This is a genomic window from Lampropedia puyangensis (assembly GCF_004833285.1).
Taxonomy (GTDB): Bacteria; Pseudomonadota; Gammaproteobacteria; order Burkholderiales; family Burkholderiaceae_C; genus Lampropedia; species Lampropedia puyangensis.
This window is the reverse complement of sequence record NZ_STFG01000002.1, coordinates 273414-289807: the sequence shown is the minus strand read 5'-3', so window position 1 is coordinate 289807 and position 16394 is coordinate 273414. Positions and strand designations below refer to the sequence as shown.

At 53.5% G+C, this 16394-nt stretch carries 11 protein-coding genes and 2 tRNA genes; 6 read left to right on the top strand and 7 right to left on the bottom strand.

The window, feature by feature from the left end; all coding sequences use genetic code 11:
- Positions 1 to 295 precede the first annotated feature (295 nt).
- Complete coding sequence (locus E9531_RS04220) at positions 296 to 1423, top strand: asparaginase (RefSeq protein ID WP_136572487.1); 1128 nt, start codon at positions 296 to 298, stop codon at positions 1421 to 1423.
- A gap of 143 nt (positions 1424 to 1566) precedes the next feature.
- Here E9531_RS04220 and maiA read toward each other — a convergent pair whose 3' ends face one another.
- Together maiA and E9531_RS04210 are read right to left on the bottom strand one after the other, a co-directional pair.
- A complete protein-coding gene (gene maiA / locus E9531_RS04215) occupies positions 1567 to 2223 on the bottom strand; it encodes a maleylacetoacetate isomerase (protein WP_136572486.1) in 657 nt (218 codons plus the stop codon).
- 77 nt (positions 2224 to 2300) lie between these two features.
- On the bottom strand, positions 2301 to 3230 hold the full coding sequence (locus E9531_RS04210) for a polyprenyl synthetase family protein (protein ID WP_136572532.1): 930 nt from the start codon (positions 3228 to 3230) through the stop codon (positions 2301 to 2303).
- A gap of 573 nt (positions 3231 to 3803) precedes the next feature.
- Here E9531_RS04210 and bfr point away from each other — a divergent pair.
- Positions 3804 to 4271, top strand: a complete 468-nt coding sequence (gene bfr, locus E9531_RS04205) for a bacterioferritin (protein WP_136572485.1) — start codon at positions 3804 to 3806, stop codon at positions 4269 to 4271.
- 225 nt (positions 4272 to 4496) lie between these two features.
- On the opposite strand, the gene E9531_RS04200 is transcribed toward bfr, so the two are convergent.
- Positions 4497 to 5882 carry a transglycosylase SLT domain-containing protein gene (locus E9531_RS04200; RefSeq protein WP_136572484.1) on the bottom strand — a complete coding sequence of 462 codons (1386 nt, stop codon included), beginning with the start codon at positions 5880 to 5882 and terminating at the stop codon, positions 4497 to 4499.
- Positions 5883 to 6204: 322 nt separating this feature from the next.
- Positions 6205 to 7380, bottom strand: a complete 1176-nt coding sequence (locus tag E9531_RS04195) for a DSD1 family PLP-dependent enzyme (protein ID WP_136572483.1) — start codon at positions 7378 to 7380, stop codon at positions 6205 to 6207.
- A 168-nt stretch (positions 7381 to 7548) separates the two neighbouring features.
- Between E9531_RS04195 and trkA the strand changes: the two genes are divergently transcribed.
- Positions 7549 to 9108: a Trk system potassium transporter TrkA gene (gene trkA / locus E9531_RS04190; protein WP_136572482.1), complete on the top strand. Its 1560-nt coding sequence runs from the start codon at positions 7549 to 7551 to the stop codon at positions 9106 to 9108.
- A gap of 47 nt (positions 9109 to 9155) precedes the next feature.
- The gene (locus tag E9531_RS04185; protein ID WP_136572481.1) at positions 9156 to 10622 is read left to right on the top strand and encodes a TrkH family potassium uptake protein; all 1467 of its coding nucleotides are present in this window, start codon (positions 9156 to 9158) and stop codon (positions 10620 to 10622) included.
- Between the two features lie 163 nt (positions 10623 to 10785).
- Here the strand turns inward: E9531_RS04185 and rnr are convergent, their stop codons facing one another.
- Entirely contained in the window at positions 10786 to 13086 is a 2301-nt protein-coding gene (rnr, locus tag E9531_RS04180) for a ribonuclease R (RefSeq protein WP_244609975.1), read from the bottom strand.
- 63 nt (positions 13087 to 13149) lie between these two features.
- On the opposite strand from rnr, the gene E9531_RS04175 reads away from it, so the two are divergent.
- A tRNA-Leu gene (locus E9531_RS04175) sits at positions 13150 to 13236 on the top strand.
- Positions 13237 to 13385: 149 nt separating this feature from the next.
- A tRNA-Leu gene (locus tag E9531_RS04170) sits at positions 13386 to 13472 on the top strand.
- Positions 13473 to 13584: 112 nt separating this feature from the next.
- Here E9531_RS04170 and E9531_RS04165 read toward each other — a convergent pair.
- Positions 13585 to 14490 (bottom strand): peptidylprolyl isomerase, encoded by a 906-nt coding sequence (locus E9531_RS04165; protein WP_158291717.1) that lies wholly within the window; start codon positions 14488 to 14490, stop codon positions 13585 to 13587.
- A 228-nt stretch (positions 14491 to 14718) separates the two neighbouring features.
- Positions 14719 to 16248 carry a hypothetical protein gene (locus E9531_RS04160; protein ID WP_136572478.1) on the bottom strand — a complete coding sequence of 510 codons (1530 nt, stop codon included), beginning with the start codon at positions 16246 to 16248 and terminating at the stop codon, positions 14719 to 14721.
- Between the last annotated feature and the right edge of the window lie 146 nt (positions 16249 to 16394).

Here is a 16394-nt window from a genome sequence, read left to right as displayed (position 1 = left end):
GCTTTCACAAGCAATTACGCATTAGCGCACTTGTACGGCCTCAGAACCGAACCTTGCGCGGACTTGTTGCTAAAGCACAGATTAGAAGAAACCCCTTTTCCATTGCGCATGCTTCTTGCTAGGATGGGCTCGTCATCAGAGAGTGACGGCAGCAGCCAGTGTGGATCTCACAAGAATATTCAGCCGAGTTGAGTCGCATCCACTCTAGCTTGTTGCTTTGATCTGTCCAGGCCGATGCTGAGCCCCAGCTAGCCGCCCATTGATTCCAACAACCAAGCAGTAAAAGGACTATGCAATGAAGCGTTTTTTCAAGTTCACCTTGCTCAGTGCAGCATTCATCTCTGCCGCAGGGTGCGCGCAGGTGCCCCAAACTCCCTCCGCAGCTAGCAGCAGTGTCAGCACCACGGCCACAGCGCCAATCTCCCCCAAGGTAGCGCAAAAACACGTGGTTGTGCTGGCTACTGGCGGCACAATTGCCGGCGCAGGAGCCTCCGCACTGAACAGCGCTTCATACACAGCGGCCAAAGTCCCTGTCGAACAGCTTCTGGCCGGCTTACCCGAAGTACAGGGCATTGCCAAAGTCACTGGCGAACAGGTCTTTCAAATAGCCTCAGAGAGCTTCACCAATGACAACTTGATCACGCTAGGCAAGCATGTCAATAACCTATTGAAACAAGGCGATGTTGATGGCGTGGTCATCACCCATGGCACCGATACCATGGAAGAAACCGGCTTCTTCCTGAACTTGGTTATTCCTAGCGATAAACCGATTGTTTTGGTTGGCTCCATGCGCCCTGGCACAGCCATTTCTGCCGATGGAGCCCTAAACTTACTCAATGCCATCAGCGTAGCCGCCAGCAGCGATGCCAAAGGCAAAGGCGTGTTGATTGTGATGAACGACGAGATTCACACCGCACGCGATGTAGCCAAACTCACCAACATCAAAACCAGCGCATTCTCCAGCCAATGGGGGCCTTTGGGAATGGTGGTGGAAGGCAAAAACTACTGGTTCCGCGCTCCAGTCAAACGCCACACAACCTCCAGCGAATTCTCGATTGAAAGCATCCATGAGTTGCCCCCCGTAGAAATCGCCTACAGCTACGGCAACGTGCAGCCGACAGCTGTAAAAGCCTTTGGGGCTGCTGGCGTCAAAGCCATTGTGCACGCAGGCACAGGCAATGGCTCAGTACCCAATCGCATCGTGCCAGACCTGACCGCCGAGCGCAGCAAAGGCACCATCATCGTGCGCGCTTCACGCGTGCCTGCAGGCTTTGTCTTGCGCAACGCTGAGCAGCCCGATGACAAATATGACTGGGTGGTTGCGCATGATCTGAACCCACAAAAAGCACGCTTGCTGACTGCCGTGGCCTTGACCAAAACCAACAACACCAAAGAGCTCCAACGGATCTTCTGGGAATATTAATGCCTGCGGCCGCAGAAGCAAAAAGTGCTGCGGCCACTTACAAATAAAGAAATCGACTTCTACTGTGAAGTCGATTTCTTTATTCTCAACGCGCAACACTGTGACAGAACTAGGCCAAGGTAAACCCCGTCCTTTAGAACGTCTTAGGGCTTGGCAGGCGCATCTGGCTGCGCGAATGGCGCTGCTTTGGCAAACGCAGGCTGTGCAATGCAATGGGTATAGACCGCATGGGCAAGCGGATAAGCGCTGATATCGCACTTCATGCGCAGGGCATTGGCCACTTGCGGCACCAAACAGCAATCGGCCCATGTGGGCTGTGCTCCAAACGCATAAGGCCCCGTGCCGCCACGATCCTTTTCGTTGACCAACAGTTGCTCTACAGCGGCTAAGCCTTCTGCAATCCAGTGGGTGTACCAATCTTGTTTTTGCTCCTCGGTCACATTCAGCACGGTCTGCAAATAGCGCAATACGCGTTGGTTATTCACAGGGTGGATGTCGCAAGCCACGGCGTAGCTGAGCTCCAATACGCGCGCGCGCGCCGCGGGGTCTTGCGGTAGCAGGGCTGGCGCGGGGTGCGTTTGCTCCAAGTAATCCAAAATCGCCAACGATTGGCTCAGAGAGAAATCACCATCCACCAACAAAGGCACGCCCCCTGCACGGTTACGCTGCAAGAAAGCCTCTGAGCGCTGCTCCAGTGTGCGCAAATTCACGGCAATGTAATTGAAATCAAGCCCTTTAAGCGCCAGCGCAATGCGAGCGCGGTAAGAGGTTGAACTGTAGAAGTAGTTATACAAGTCCATACATGTCTCCATCACCTAGGTGAACCAGGCAAATCCATTCAACCTCAACACAGCACTGTTAAGTGCTGTGTTGAGGTTCAACTACGGCGCGCCAACAGCTGCTCGGGCAATTCCCGCAAAGCGGCTGTGTAAGCATTCTCAGGAAAGCCTGCCAATGCTGACAAGGCGCGGTGCGCCTCATCATGCGCGGCCTGTCGTGCCACATCAATTGCACCAGTGCTGCGCACAATGGCAATGATGTCGCCCAGTTGCTCAGTGGAGCCCTCTTCAATGGCCGTTCGCACCGTTTGCGCCTGCTCAGGCGTGCCACGCTGCATGGCCACGATCAACGGCAGCGTGGATTTGCCTTCACGCAAATCATCACCAACGTTCTTACCCATCTCGCCAGCACTGCCGTCGTAGTCAAGCACATCATCAATGATTTGAAAAGCAGTCCCTAAGGCTTGTCCATAGGTGGCAGCGGCTTGCTCCAGTGCTTCAGGCACACCAGCCAGAATCGCCCCTACTTGGGTGCTGGCCTCAAACAGCTTGGCTGTTTTAGAACGAATGACCTGCAAGTACCCTGCCTCATCCAAGGAAGCATCGTGCATATTTAGCAATTGCTGCACTTCACCCTCTGCAATGATGTTGGTGGCAGCGGCAACCACTTGCATAACGCCGATATTGCCAGTCTCCACCATCATCTCAAACGCGCGGGAATGCAAAAAATCGCCCACCAAAACACTGGCAGGATTGCCAAAACTCTCGTTGGCGGTTGGCCGACCACGGCGCATGGTGGACTCATCAACCACATCGTCGTGTAGCAGTGTTGCCGTATGAATAAACTCCATCACCGCGGCCATTTCATGGTGAAAACGGCCTTGGTAGCCCAATGCATTCGCAACCAACAGCAACATAGCCGGACGCAAGCGCTTGCCGCCGGCGGAAATGATGTAACGTGCCACCTGTCCAATGAGGGGCACATTGGTCGTCAAGCGAGAGGCAATGACGGCATCGACCGCTCCCATATCTGAAGCTACCAGCGTCAACCCTTGATTACTGCTTGTCATTGAATCACTTGCAAAAAACGAAGAAAACACACCCGATGAGGCGGTGAAAATCCACCATACAGCCCACTTGAGGGCATTGCCATACGGCGCTGGCACACACCCTCAAACGTTTGAGGCAGCAGCAAAAAGTATTATAGGGAGGTTCGTCTGCACAGTATGGCAAGCAGCCTTTGCGATCAATATGGACTTGGGTCCAATGTGCGGCAAAAATCCAACGAGCGCAGACATGCAATGCACGCGCTCAACACACAAGTGAATTGGCCTGTTTGGCGAATTGACCACTTTAATATTTGCTGCATGGTAAGCGTGTCTGCAACTGGCAATAAGAACGCTTATTAAGCGCCTTTCCATACCTATCTGCATATCGACCAGCATTGCAGGGACTTGGATTCACAAAATGCAGTAGACACGACATACTTCAGCCTTGAGCGAATCATCGACAGCCGTGCATGCCCAACCAAGTCTAGATTCGACGTAACTGATATCCCGGAGCAGCGCAGCGTGCTCAGGTTTTAACGAAAGAACACACCGATGCAAGGCAACCCAAAAGTCATTGAAACACTCGTGCATTTGCTGCGCGGTGAATTGGCTGCGCGCGACCAGTATTTCTACCACTCACGCCGCTATGAAGACTTGGGGTTGAACAAGCTTTATGTACGCCTGAACCACGAAATGGAAGAAGAAACGCAGCATGCTGATGACATCATGCGCCGCTTGTTCATGATCGAAGGCAAGCCTGATATGCGTCCGCTGGAGTTCACACCAGGCGACTCAGTGCCTGAGATGCTGCAAAAAGATCTAGACACAGAAATTGAAGTGCGTGACCGCCTGCGTGCCGCCATGCGTTTGTGCGAAGCTGAAGGTGATTACGTCTCACGCGATATGCTGCTCAAACAGCTGCGCGATACAGAGGAAGACCACGCCTACTGGCTGGAACAGCAGTTGGGGCTCATCCAGAAAATGGGCTTGGAAAACTACCTCCAGTCTCAAATGGCATAAGCCACTCCCACCTTTACAGCGCCCCACGAAGCGCGCGCTTGGCCCGCAGAATGGCTGCAGCCCAGCGCAAAAACAGCCACTGCCGATACGGATAAAGGCAGTGCATACAAAAGCCTCAACCACAAAGTGGACCTTCCGTAACAAAAAAGAGCCTCAACGGCTCTTTTTTGTTGTCCTGCAACCAAGTCACTGGCACCTAAAACCTCATGGTTTATCAGGCCCGAATCACTTTCGTGCAGATTGTTGCTTTGCTGACTTGATTGCTTGGTAAACCACCAAGCGCTGACCTGTACGGAATTGGGCATTGCGCCCGACTTTATTCCATTTGGCCACATCAGCAGCAGCCACCTTGTAGCGGCGCGCCAACGTTGCCACGGTTTCTCCTTTGCGCGCCACCACCGTCACCCGCCGTGTAGTCGACTGGCTTTTTGCCGCTGCCAGTTTCAACTGGCCGTTATGAGCAATATCCGCAGCCACGTCCGTCAACAGCGATGCAGTTCGCGGCACCAGCAAGGCAGCCCCTGCATCCACGAGCATGCCACGCGGAATGGTGTTCACAGAAAGCAACACCTTCTCTTCAACCCCGACTTTCTTCGCCACCTCAGAAACCGCCATTTTCTGAGGTGCAGTCCACACCGTCCAGCTCGCCAAACGGCCATCGCGTTGCTGGCTTAAGTTCGCCTTGAAAGTCTGCGCGTTATCCCAGGGCAACAACACTTCTGGCGTAGCTGCAGCAAAAATGGTGGGGCCTTTGTAAGCAGGATTGAGCAAGCGAAAGTCGCTCTCACTCACGCCTGCTAATTGGGCCACCAAGGCCACATCCATATCGCGCGTGATGGCCACAGTCTCAAAATAATCATGGTTGCCAATATCAGCCAGCTCAACGCCATAAGCTTTAGGGTTACTGACGATGTTCTTGAGGGCCTGCAGCTTAGGCACATACCAGCGCGTCTCGTCGGGCATCGTCAAGTCTGTATAACGTGTGCCCAATCCCAAGTTTTCGTTCTTGGCAATGGCTCGCCCCACACTCCCCTCGCCCCAGTTGTAGGCTGCCAACGCCAACTGCCAATCACCAAACATGTCATGCAGCTTTTGCAAATAATCCAACGCCGCTCGCGTAGAGGCAAGTACATCGCGGCGGTCATCGCGAAACGCATTTTGCGTGAGCTCAAAATAAGTACCTGTCGCTGGCATGAACTGCCACATACCAGCAGCTTTGGCACTGGAGACCGCGGCGGGATTGTAGGCACTCTCCACAAACGGCAACAAGGCCAATTCGGTAGGCATGCCCCTGCGCTCCAACTCCTCAACAATATGGAACAGGTATTTGCTTGAGCGTTCAGTCATACGCCACAATGCATCGGGGCGGCTGGCATACCATTGTTCGCGGTCCTGCACCAAGCCAGAGTCCAAGTCCGGCATCGAGAAACCAGCGCGCATGCGCGTCCATAAATCTGGTGCCGGAGCTTGGCTTTGCACTGCAAGCCCAGTAAGAGTGGTGCGCTGAATAGGCGCCAATGCCCCGGAAGGGATATCTGGCGTGACTGATGCGCTTTGTGGCGCCCCTAAAGAAGAACAACCTGCCACTACCAAAGCCAAAGTTGCGCTCATCCACAAGCGCCATAGTGCTGTCACTGGTGCTACCTTCAAAAAAATAATTCGTACGATGGACCTACCCGCAGGTAGATAGAACTCAAAAGCCATCTGCCAGCGTTCCTTGAGCCAGTGCAGACAAGCCTTGGCAAACGTCTGCCACTGCGGACTCACAGCGGACTGTTTGAATGCGTCGCCCATTCAGACTTGTCGCAAGCCTATGCTGCTGGCCCCATCAAAAGCAGCGTTTATACCAGAGTCCCACACACCGCCTTCATCCTTTTGTGGCGAACGTTACTAAACGCAGAACCTTACACCGCGTGTGCGACTTGCGCATGCCTCACCACAAAGCGCCACGCGCATCGACCTGGAAAACACGCTCGACCACGCCATGCAGCAAGCCACCGCGTAGGCCTACCATCGCATCATGCAGATTGATCGTTGGATCGCAATGGCCTGGCACCAACCACAAAACATCCCCCAATGCAGGCAGCTCTGCCCCTGCCAATGCGGTAATAAGGCCATGCTCATCTCCTCCATTGCCAAAACCGTACTGCACCTGTGCGCCGCCGTTCCAGACCATTGGCAGGCCCGAATCAATGGCATGGCTTTTATGGCCTGCATCGACCACGGCATGGTGCGTTGCGCGCGAGACCACTTGCGTTTTCACAAATAAGGCCTGCTCAAACACCGGTTGCTGTGCAGCCGGCTGCACGCATGCGTAGTGCGCATCCATCAGCAAAAAAGAGCCAGGTTGCAGTTCTGTATAAAGGCCACTGGCGGCCTCCAGTGCAAAGGTTCCTGTTCCTGCGCCAGTTACCGTCACAACATCCAAGCCGTGCGCGCGCAACACCTGCACCACCTCGTGCACTTTAGCGTACGCCTGCTGCATGACAGCGTGGCGTTCGACAGCAGACTCTATGTGCTGAGCACCACCGTGGTAGGCATGCAGCCCCGCAAAACGCAGTGATGGCACATCAGATACCGTCTGCGCCAACATCAGCACTTCGCTAGCAGTTTGAACCCCTGCGCGATTTTGCCCAATATTGAATTCCACCAACACATCTACGGGTGCGGGGCCTTGGTACTGCTCATGCTGGCGCACATGCCCAGCCAATGCCTCTACCGCCAGCACACTGTCCGCTGCCACAGCCAAACGGCCGCCACTAGCGTGCAGTTGTGCCGCCAATGCCACCAAACGCTTGAGTTTGCTGTGGGCCAACACTTCATTGCTGATATAAATATCTGTCACACCGCCAGCGGCCATGGCCTGTGCTTCAGCCACTTTCTGCACACAGCAACCACTCGCGCCGGCCTCAATCAAATGCCGGGCTAATGCCGCGCACTTGTGCATCTTCGCGTGTGGCCGCCATAGCACACCATGTGCCGCAGCAAATGCAGCCATCTGCTCCACATTGCGCTCCATCGCATCCAAATCAATCACTAACGTTGGCGTGTCCAACTCACTAACAGGCAAGCCTGCGGGCACATCCAATACACCGGTATAAGTGCGCATGCGCTGCTCCTTGAAGTTGCCGCACTATGGGAAAAACACTGAATACGCCACAATCGCAATATGGGTGCAGGAATTGTGGCTTAGCAAACATGCAAGAGCCTGTGCAGAGCACCCTGCCGATCCATTCAGTATGATGCCGACCATTTCCATCAGCGCAGCATTATTGCTATGAAAATCATTATTCTAGGTGCCGGCCGCATTGGCCAGGCCGTGGCCGAAAGCCTTGTGCTTGAGCGCAATGACATCACCGTGATCGATACCAATGTCGCACTGCTGCATGAACTCGAATCGCGCTTTGACTTGCGCGGCGTGGCTGGCAATGGCATTGACCCTGCTGTGCTGGCAGAAGCCGGCGCCAACGACACCGACCTGCTCATCGCCTGCGCCTCCACCGATGAAACCAACTTGGCTTGCTGCAAAATTGCCCATATGGTGTTCCGCATTCCTGCCCGCATTGCACGGGTACGCTCTGGCGCCTGGATGGAGGACAGTCAATTGCTTGGCCCTGAAGGCTTTGCGGTTGACCAATGTCTGCGCCCTGAAGACTCGTTGACGCGCTATCTGAGCAAGTTAGTGGAATTCCCCCAAGCCCTGCAGGTGCGGGAATTTGCCGAAGGCCGCGCCGTCCTCACAGCCGCTCGGGCACGCGCTGCAGCCCCTATGACCAGTCGCACCATCGCCGAAATTCGTGCGCTGCACCCGCATTTGCCAATGCGCATTGTGGCCATTTACCGTCGTTTTGCTGACCAGCCTGACCGTTTTGTCGCCAGCGAAGGCTCTACCCGCATTGAGCCAGATGATGAAGTGTTTATCCTCACCACCAGTCAAAGTGCCGCCGAGGTATTGCCCCTACTGACCAAGCCCATCGAAGCACCAGCAGCCAGTGTGCGCCGCATCATGATTGTGGATGGGGGCATTGTGGCGCTCAAACTGGCCCAACTACTCAGCCAGCATCGCAAAGGCTACTACCGCATCAAAGTGGTTGAACGCAACCGCGATAGCAGTCTGGCATTGTCTGCCAAGCTCCCTGACGACGTGCTTTCATTTCATGCTGAGGCCACTGATGAGGACTTTCTGGAACAAGAAAGCATTGAAGAGATTGATCTGCTGCTGGCCCTTTCCGAGGACGATGAAAACAACATCATGACCTGCCTTCTGGCCAAGCGCATGGGCGCCAAGCGGGTATTGGCCTTGATCAACCAGCGCAGCTATGCCGACTTGATGCATGGCACACAAATTGATATCGCACTGACCCCCGCGCAGGCCATGCTCGGCGAACTTTTTACCTATGTGCGCCATGGCGACGTTCAAGCCGTGCACAGCTTGCGCCGCGGCGTAGCCGAAGCGCTGGAAATCGTCGTGCGTGGCGACCGAAAAACATCCCAAGTTGTGGGCAAAAAAGTCTCTGAGCTCAAACTCCCTCGTGATGTACACATGGGCTTGATCGTACGCGGAATGGAAGCTTGCGAGCCACCACCAGCGCAAGACCCTCCTGACGAGCATGCCAGCCCAACGGCAGAATTGACGCCCAACACCTCTTTGCCACCAAGTGCCCCATCCACAGAAGAAACAAGCAGCAACCAAGCAGCAACAGCCGAACCGCAAGTGATTTTCCCCAATCGCCATACCGTGATTGAAACCGGCGACCATATCGTCTTTTTCCTGCCCCACAAACGGCTGGTCCGTGAAGTGGAAAAAGCCTTCAGCGTCAAACCCACATTTTTCTGATGGTAAATGCTGGCACTACCAGCATTTACACAACCGCGTCATCAACCATGCAAGACTTTCTGCCTGTTCTGCGCCTGCTGTGTGGGCTGCTTGGCATCTTCTCAGCAACACTTTGCGTGCCACTGGCTACATCCATATTGGGCAAAGAACAACTCTGGGCTGACTACGCCCTCCCCATGCTGATCGGCATGTTTGCTGGTGCCTTGGGCTTTTACCGCCTGCGCCATTGCCGCCAAGAACTGCAGCCGCGCCACGGCATTATGCTGGTCACCTCGGTCTGGTTTTTACTGCCCGCATTTGCCGCTATCCCGATCTGGTTGATTTCCCACCAGATCAATGCCCCCATTGGCATAGCACCCGCGTATTTTGAAGCTGTTTCAGGCCTGAGCACCAGTGGCGCCACCGTATTGACAAGCCTGGACACGCTGCCACTATCGCTCAACATGTGGCGCACCTTCATGCAATGGCAAGGCGGCATGGGCATTCTGATTCTGGCCGTTGCCGTTTTGCCAATGCTGGGAGTCGGGGGCAGTCAGGTCTTCAAGTCTGAAGTCGCTGGCCCAATCAAAGACACCAAACTCACCCCGCGCATCACCCAAACCGCCAAAGGCTTATGGTCGGTTTACCTGGGCTTGTCTATCTTGTGCTTCTTGGCCTATTGGGTCGCAGGCATGCCCGCAGTCGATGCCCTCATGCACATGTTTACCACCGTCAGTTTAGGCGGCCTGTCTTCTTACGACAGCAGCTTTGGGCACTTCGACTCCGCGCTACTGGAAACCATCTCTACGCTCATCATGCTCATTGCCAGTTGCAACTTCGCCTTATATTTTGTGGCCATGCGCAAGCGCAGTTTGCGCGGATTTTGGCGCGAAGCGGAGGTACGTGCCACGATTGGCACGCTGGTTATAGGAGGTCTCATCATCAGCCTTTTTCTATGGTGGAAGAACATTTACGCCTTACCCGAAGCCTTGCGTTACGGCATGTTCAATACCATTTCACTGGCCACCACAACCGGCTACGCCACGGCAGACTATATGCACTGGCCCATTTTCGCCCCCATGTTGATGTTGTTGCTGTCCTCCGTCGCTTCCAGTGCTGGCTCCACGGGCGGCGGCATCAAAATGATCCGCGCCTTGATTTTGCTGCAGCAGGCCAAGCGTGAATTGATTCGGTTAGTGCACCCGCGTGTTATGAACCCTGTGCGCATGAATGGCGATATGGTGGACAACAAAGTCATCTTTTCCATCTTGGCGTTCATTCTTTTTTATACCTGCTCCATCATTGTGCTGAGCATGCTGCTGATCATGACAGGCATTGAGCCCGTGACCGCCTTCTCTGCCATTCTGGCCAGTATCAACTGCGCCGGCATCGGTTTAGCCGATGTGGGGCCTTCAGGCAACTACAGCTTCATGACCGATTTCCAGCTCTCTATTTGCTCTTTCGCTATGTTGCTGGGCCGTCTTGAAATTCTCAGCGTCATGGTGCTCTTGCTACCCTCTTTCTGGCGGCGTTAAATGCCTGTCAAATCTTTCGCTGGCATTGCATATCCAGTCGTCAGTGCGCATAAGCGCGTTGGTATCGCCGAAAAAAAACAAGGCGCACTGTGGAGTGCGCCTTGTTTTTTTGCGATAGTAAAGCGGCTAAACCCAACGGTTTAGCGACTCAAAGCCCATCACATCAGCGTTTACGACTTTTGCGCGCGCCCGATTTGCGCGGCGTTTTTGCCGAGGCTTTAGCAACGCCGCCAGAAGGATGGCTACTGCCGCCACGCCCGCCTTGGCGCCCTTTGTTTTTGCCAGGTCTGTTGCCTGCATCTGCCCCGGTATCCAAGCGTTCAGACCACTGACCGTTGGGCTTGGCATTTTTACGCACTGCTTTGGCATGGCCATTCGCAGCAGCCCCCTTAAACGCCATGTCATCCTGTGCAGGTACAAAATCGATCTTACGGGCATCCAAATCTACCCTGCTGACTTGAATGCGCATCCGCGTGCCCACCGCATAACGTGTGCCTGTGCGCTCACCGCGCAGCTCCTGCCGCGCTTCGTCGTAACGGAAATACTCGCCGCCCAGCTCGGTGATGTGCACCAACCCTTCCACATACATCGCATCCAAAGTCACAAACAGGCCAAACGTCGTTACCGCCGTCACGGTGCCCGCAAACACCTCGCCCAAATGCTCGCGCATGTATTGGCATTTGAGCCACGACTCCACGTCGCGGCTGGCTTCATCAGCACGGCGCTCATTCGCACTGCAATGCAAGCCTGCTGCTTCCCACGCTTGCACTTCCTCAAAATCAGGCTGCAACTGCTTGCTGCGTTTCTTGGCTGATGCGCCCTGCTGCGCAGCCAAGGCACGCTCAGGTGGCGCCACTTTCGCTGCCAGCTTCTTACGGAATGGGTCGGTCGAAGCATTCGCGACCGGAATGCTTGGCAGGCGGTACTGGCCATTGGTCAAAATAGCCTTGATCACCCGGTGCACAAGCAAATCTGGGTAGCGGCGAATGGGGCTGGTGAAATGCGTATACGCGTCAAACGCCAAGCCAAAATGCCCGCTATTGTGTGGCGTGTAAATGGCCTGCTGCATCGAGCGCAGCAGCATCGTATGAATTTGCTGAGCATCCGCACGGTCCTTGGTCGCCTCAGCAATGGCCTGAAAGTCTTGCGGCTTGGGGTCGTCGCCAATCGTTATACCAATGCCCAAAGCTTTCAAATAGGCACGCAGCACGTTCTGGCGCTCAGGGGTGGGGCCCTCATGCACACGGTAAATGCCCACATGCCCGCTGTTGTGCAGAAAATCCGCCGCGCACACGTTAGCGGCCAGCATGGCTTCCTCAATCAAGCGGTGTGCTTCCGTGCGGGTTCGCGGCACAATTTGAGCAATCCGACCATTGTCATCACACAGAATTTGGGTCTCTGTCGTTTCAAAGTCAACCGCTCCACGCAACTTGCGCGCAGCCAGCAACGCTTGGTACACCGCATTCAAATTCAAGAATTCAGGCAATAGCGCTTCGTACTGCTGCGCCAAGGGCCCTCGGGTGTTGGCCAGAATATCGGCTACTTGCATGTACGTCATGCGCGCATGGCTGTGCATCACGGCAGGGTAAAACTGGTAGGCCTGCACCTCACCTTTGGCATTGACCAGCATGTCACACACCATGCACAAACGGTCCACCCCAGGGTTGAGCGAGCACAAACCGTTGGAGAGTTTTTCCGGCAGCATGGGAATCACCCGGCGTGGAAAGTAAATGCTGGTGGCACGCTCAAAAGCGTCCACATCAATGGCCTCTCCTGACTTGACGTAATGGCTTACGTCAGCAATCGCGACCAATAACCGCCAGCCCTTGCCGCGTCCCACCTTAGCAGGTTCGCAATACACGGCATCATCAAAATCGCGTGCATCTTCCCCATCAATCGTCACCAGCGGTACATCGCGCAAGTCAATACGCCCCTTGCGATCCGTTGGGCGCACCGTACTGGGCAGTTTCGCAGCCGCTTTTTGGCACGCCTCTGAGAACGCATGTGGCACATCGTATTTGCGCACGGCAATATCGATTTCCATACCAGCATCATCGGCGTCGCCCAGCACTTCAGTAATGCGCCCCACAGGCTGGCCATGCAAGGTTGGTGGCTCTGTCAGCTCCACCACGACTACTTGGCCCGTCTTGGCGTGGGCTGTGGCCGCATCGGGCACGATGATGTCTTGCCCATAACGCCGGTCTTCCGGCGCCACTAACCAAGTACCACTTTCCTGCAGCAAGCGTCCAATGATGGTTTTAGTGGGTCGCTCCAGAATATCAAGCACATGGCCTTCAGCACGGCCTTTGCGGTCCATGCGTACCACACGCACACTAACTCTATCGCGGTGCACCAAGTGGCGCATTTCTTCTGGAGGAAGATAAACGTCGTCACCACCGGTTTCGGGGGTCACGAACCCATGTCCTTCACGTCGGCCTTGGACAACGCCGACAATTTCTTGCATTAAATGTGATTTATTCAAAACAGATCCGTTATTTTGGATTACAATCGCTGTCTTTCCTGAAGTGCCCAGGTGGCGAAATTGGTAGACGCACTAGCTTCAGGTGCTAGCGGGGGCAACTCCGTGGAGGTTCGAGTCCTCTCCTGGGCACCAAGTTTAACGACAAAAGTCACTCATTTGAGTGGCTTTTTTGTTTTTCAACGCTGCAAACAAGCGCTTTTAGCCTCTTTATTTGCAGCGCCTGCATTTGGCCTGAGCCACAACATCTTTTTGTACGCTACAATTTGCGCTTGCACTGAAGTGCCCAGGTGGCGAAATTGGTAGACGCACTAGCTTCAGGTGCTAGCGGGGGCAACTCCGTGGAGGTTCGAGTCCTCTCCTGGGCACCACGTTCACATGTATTCGATAAAAAAAAGCCGCTGAAAACAGCGGCTTTTTTTATTTTTACGTAACCCCAATACAAATGACTCAGCACGACTGTACTGAGCCAGGCCCACGTAATTACTTCTGGCGACCTTGATCAGCCAGCTTCTTGTTTTCAGCGGCAAGCGCCTCAATTGCAGCCTCATCAGGCGTATTGGCCTGCGCAGCTTTTTGAATCAAGTTATCGCGCAAATCCTTAATGGCTGCCACTTTACCTGCCTCCATTAAATCGGTCTTTACCTCATCAAAAGGCAACTTCCCCGCTTCGCGTACATCATCAAGGCGAACGATATGCCACCCAAATGGTGTTTTAAAGGGCTTCGAATAAGCGCCCTTATCCTTCAAGGCATCCAGCGCCTCTTCAAACTCCGGAACCATTTTTCCTTTAGCAAAATACCCCAAGGAACCATAGCGCGCTGCGCTGCGTTGGTCTTGTGAATTAGCAAACGCCAACTCACCAAAATCAGCACCCTTCTCAAGCTCTTGATAAAGTTCATTAATGCGTTTTTGCGCCTCTGGCGTATCCCCCAAAATCAGAATGTGACTCGCCTCTTTCTCGGCGGGCACCTTGAAACGCTCCGGATTGAGCTTGTATTCTGTTTGCGCGTACTTGAGCAAGTCCGCCTCAGTCGGGGCCTTGGTTTTTTCCACATTTTCCAACAACAAGTCCATCAATACTTTTTGCTCGGCCTGTTTCAGACGTGCCTGAGCAATTGGCGATTGCGCCAAATTTTGCTTCTTCGCCTCCTCAGCCAACGCTGCGCGGACATACAAACCTTGGGCTGCTGCTTGTATTTTGAGAGAGTCAGACAAGGCATGGTGCCGCACCTCTGGGGCCAATACGGCAGCATCTGCCTCAATATCAGTCACTGTGATTTCAACTGGCACATCTTTACCACGCACAACCACTTGCGCCTGAGCCCCCCCCACCAAACACACACCAACCAGCGCCACACACAATGCTGCAGCACTAGATTTATTCAAATTTGTATGGCTTTTCTTCATAAGCGTTTTCAATTTACACCTTCAGAATAGTTTAAGAATGGATTTTGCGGCTCAATATACAGCCCCATTCGCCTTCATTCAGAGCATCTTCAGGATCGTTAGTTCAGCCCCATTAGTCAAAAAAAAAGCAGGCTTGCGCCTGCTTTTTTGACTTTACAGTCTCAACCAAGTGATGTTTCAGCGAACTAAAACATCACTCCAAACCAATTACTTGGTGAAACGGTTGAAACGGTGTGGCCATGTGAAGGACATGGAGTTGGATGGCACTGTCAAAGCTGCATATCCCACCACTGGCAGACCGTTAATCTGAGCATCAGTGAAAGTCGATGGCCATTGCGCAGCATTAGTAACTGCAGCATTAGTCAAAGCAACTTTAGCCCAACCGGATTCCACCACATTGCCGTTCACGCGTGGAGTCACGTTGAATGCAGAAATTTGTGCGCCCAATACAGACTCAGCAGGATCGCTGTTGAAGGAGAACACGTTCACTTCACCAGTGATACGAGCACGGCCGCCGCCTGGGGACACAGTAGCGTTAATACCGCTACCTTCTTCATTGTCCCAATAAGTAGCATTCAAACCAATACTAACAGATGGGACGCCTTCAACGCTTGTAAATTGAGCATTATTAGCATCGAAGAACGCGCTGCTGGTATTGTAAACTGCCGCGCCTTTGCCTGCATTGGCCGCATAATCAATAGCCACACCATAACGACGTGTTGGCAAAGAGAACACCCAGTCAGTTTTGAAATTCACGCCTGCGCCAGTTGTAAACTCGTTAATGAGTTCAGACACGGCCAAAGCATTAGACACCACGTTAGCTTGCTGAGCTGGTGTGATAGTACCACCAACGTATGGTGTAGACAGATCAGGGAAGTCAAAGTAAGAAATACCTGCGACTGCACCTTTTGCCAACAATGGATCTGCAGTACCTGTTGTACGCCATGTAGTTGGCGCATCAACATCTTGCTGAGGAGCAACAACGATATTACCTTCAGCGGCAACGCCATCACCATCAACAGCCAACAATGTTGTTGCATTTGCGCTAACAGTGCTTGTATTCACCACATCAGTGATAGCCCAGTGAGCGATCAAACCTGTTGTTGGGAAGTCCAAACCAGCAGTTTTAGCATTGGCTTCTGTTGTCAGAGGCTTCAATGCATCAGCAATAGCTGTTTCAGTGCAAGCCACTTGACCTTTGCTGTCATGCTTGATGGCTTTGTAGAAATCAGACTCAGGACGAATGTCAGCAGCCGTCAACAGTTCAGCGTAACCTTCGCGCACTTCAGATTCCAACTCGTTGAAAACGCGAGTTGTTTGGAATGGAGTGGATTCCAGCAATGCCTTGTTAGGCCATGTGCAAGAATTATCTACTGCTTGCAGGAAAGTTTGTTCGCCGCCATCGCGGTAAACACGTGAACGCCATACGTCGCCTGGGGACAGGAACACGTAGAAGTCAAACACGTCGTCAGAGTTACGTGCGCCACGGAAACGCACTTTCACCACTTTACCGTTTTGGGTATCAGTGTTGACAATGTTCAACAATGTGTTTTTATTGCCTTGCACAGAGTAGTAAGGCAACAATTGAATGTGACCTACGCCACCAGGATTAACCACGAATTTGGTAGCAGCATCACCACCAGTATTCGGGATAAAAGGAACTTCTTGGGCATTAGCCGCACCAGCCAAAGAGGCCAGAGCAACGGCAACGCTCAATGCGAAAACATTTTTTTTCATGAGTTAACTCCAAAAATGAAGAGGTTTGAAAGCGTAACGACCAAGATTCAATCACGCTGCGGCATCGTAGCATGAACACCTGCCGTCGAAATGGCTCCACAAGCGGAATTTAGTAGTTTTTTCAAAAAAACAACACACCATTCAAC

Excerpts from the sequence above, each read along its gene's own strand:
- trkA (WP_136572482.1), top strand. The coding sequence starts at position 7,549 with ATGAAAATCATTATTCTAGGTGCCGGCCGCATTGGCCAGGCCGTGGCC.
- rnr (WP_244609975.1), bottom strand. The coding sequence starts at position 13,086 with ATGCAAGAAATTGTCGGCGTTGTCCAAGGCCGACGTGAAGGACATGGG.
- E9531_RS04210 (WP_136572532.1), bottom strand. The coding sequence starts at position 3,230 with ATGGGAGCGGTCGATGCCGTCATTGCCTCTCGCTTGACGACCAATGTG.
- E9531_RS04200 (WP_136572484.1), bottom strand. The coding sequence starts at position 5,882 with ATGAGCGCAACTTTGGCTTTGGTAGTGGCAGGTTGTTCTTCTTTAGGG.
- E9531_RS04185 (WP_136572481.1), top strand. The coding sequence starts at position 9,156 with ATGCAAGACTTTCTGCCTGTTCTGCGCCTGCTGTGTGGGCTGCTTGGC.
- E9531_RS04195 (WP_136572483.1), bottom strand. The coding sequence starts at position 7,380 with ATGCGCACTTATACCGGTGTATTGGATGTGCCCGCAGGCTTGCCTGTT.
- E9531_RS04220 (WP_136572487.1), top strand. The coding sequence starts at position 296 with ATGAAGCGTTTTTTCAAGTTCACCTTGCTCAGTGCAGCATTCATCTCT.
- E9531_RS04160 (WP_136572478.1), bottom strand. The coding sequence starts at position 16,248 with ATGAAAAAAAATGTTTTCGCATTGAGCGTTGCCGTTGCTCTGGCCTCT.
- bfr (WP_136572485.1), top strand. The coding sequence starts at position 3,804 with ATGCAAGGCAACCCAAAAGTCATTGAAACACTCGTGCATTTGCTGCGC.
- maiA (WP_136572486.1), bottom strand. The coding sequence starts at position 2,223 with ATGGACTTGTATAACTACTTCTACAGTTCAACCTCTTACCGCGCTCGC.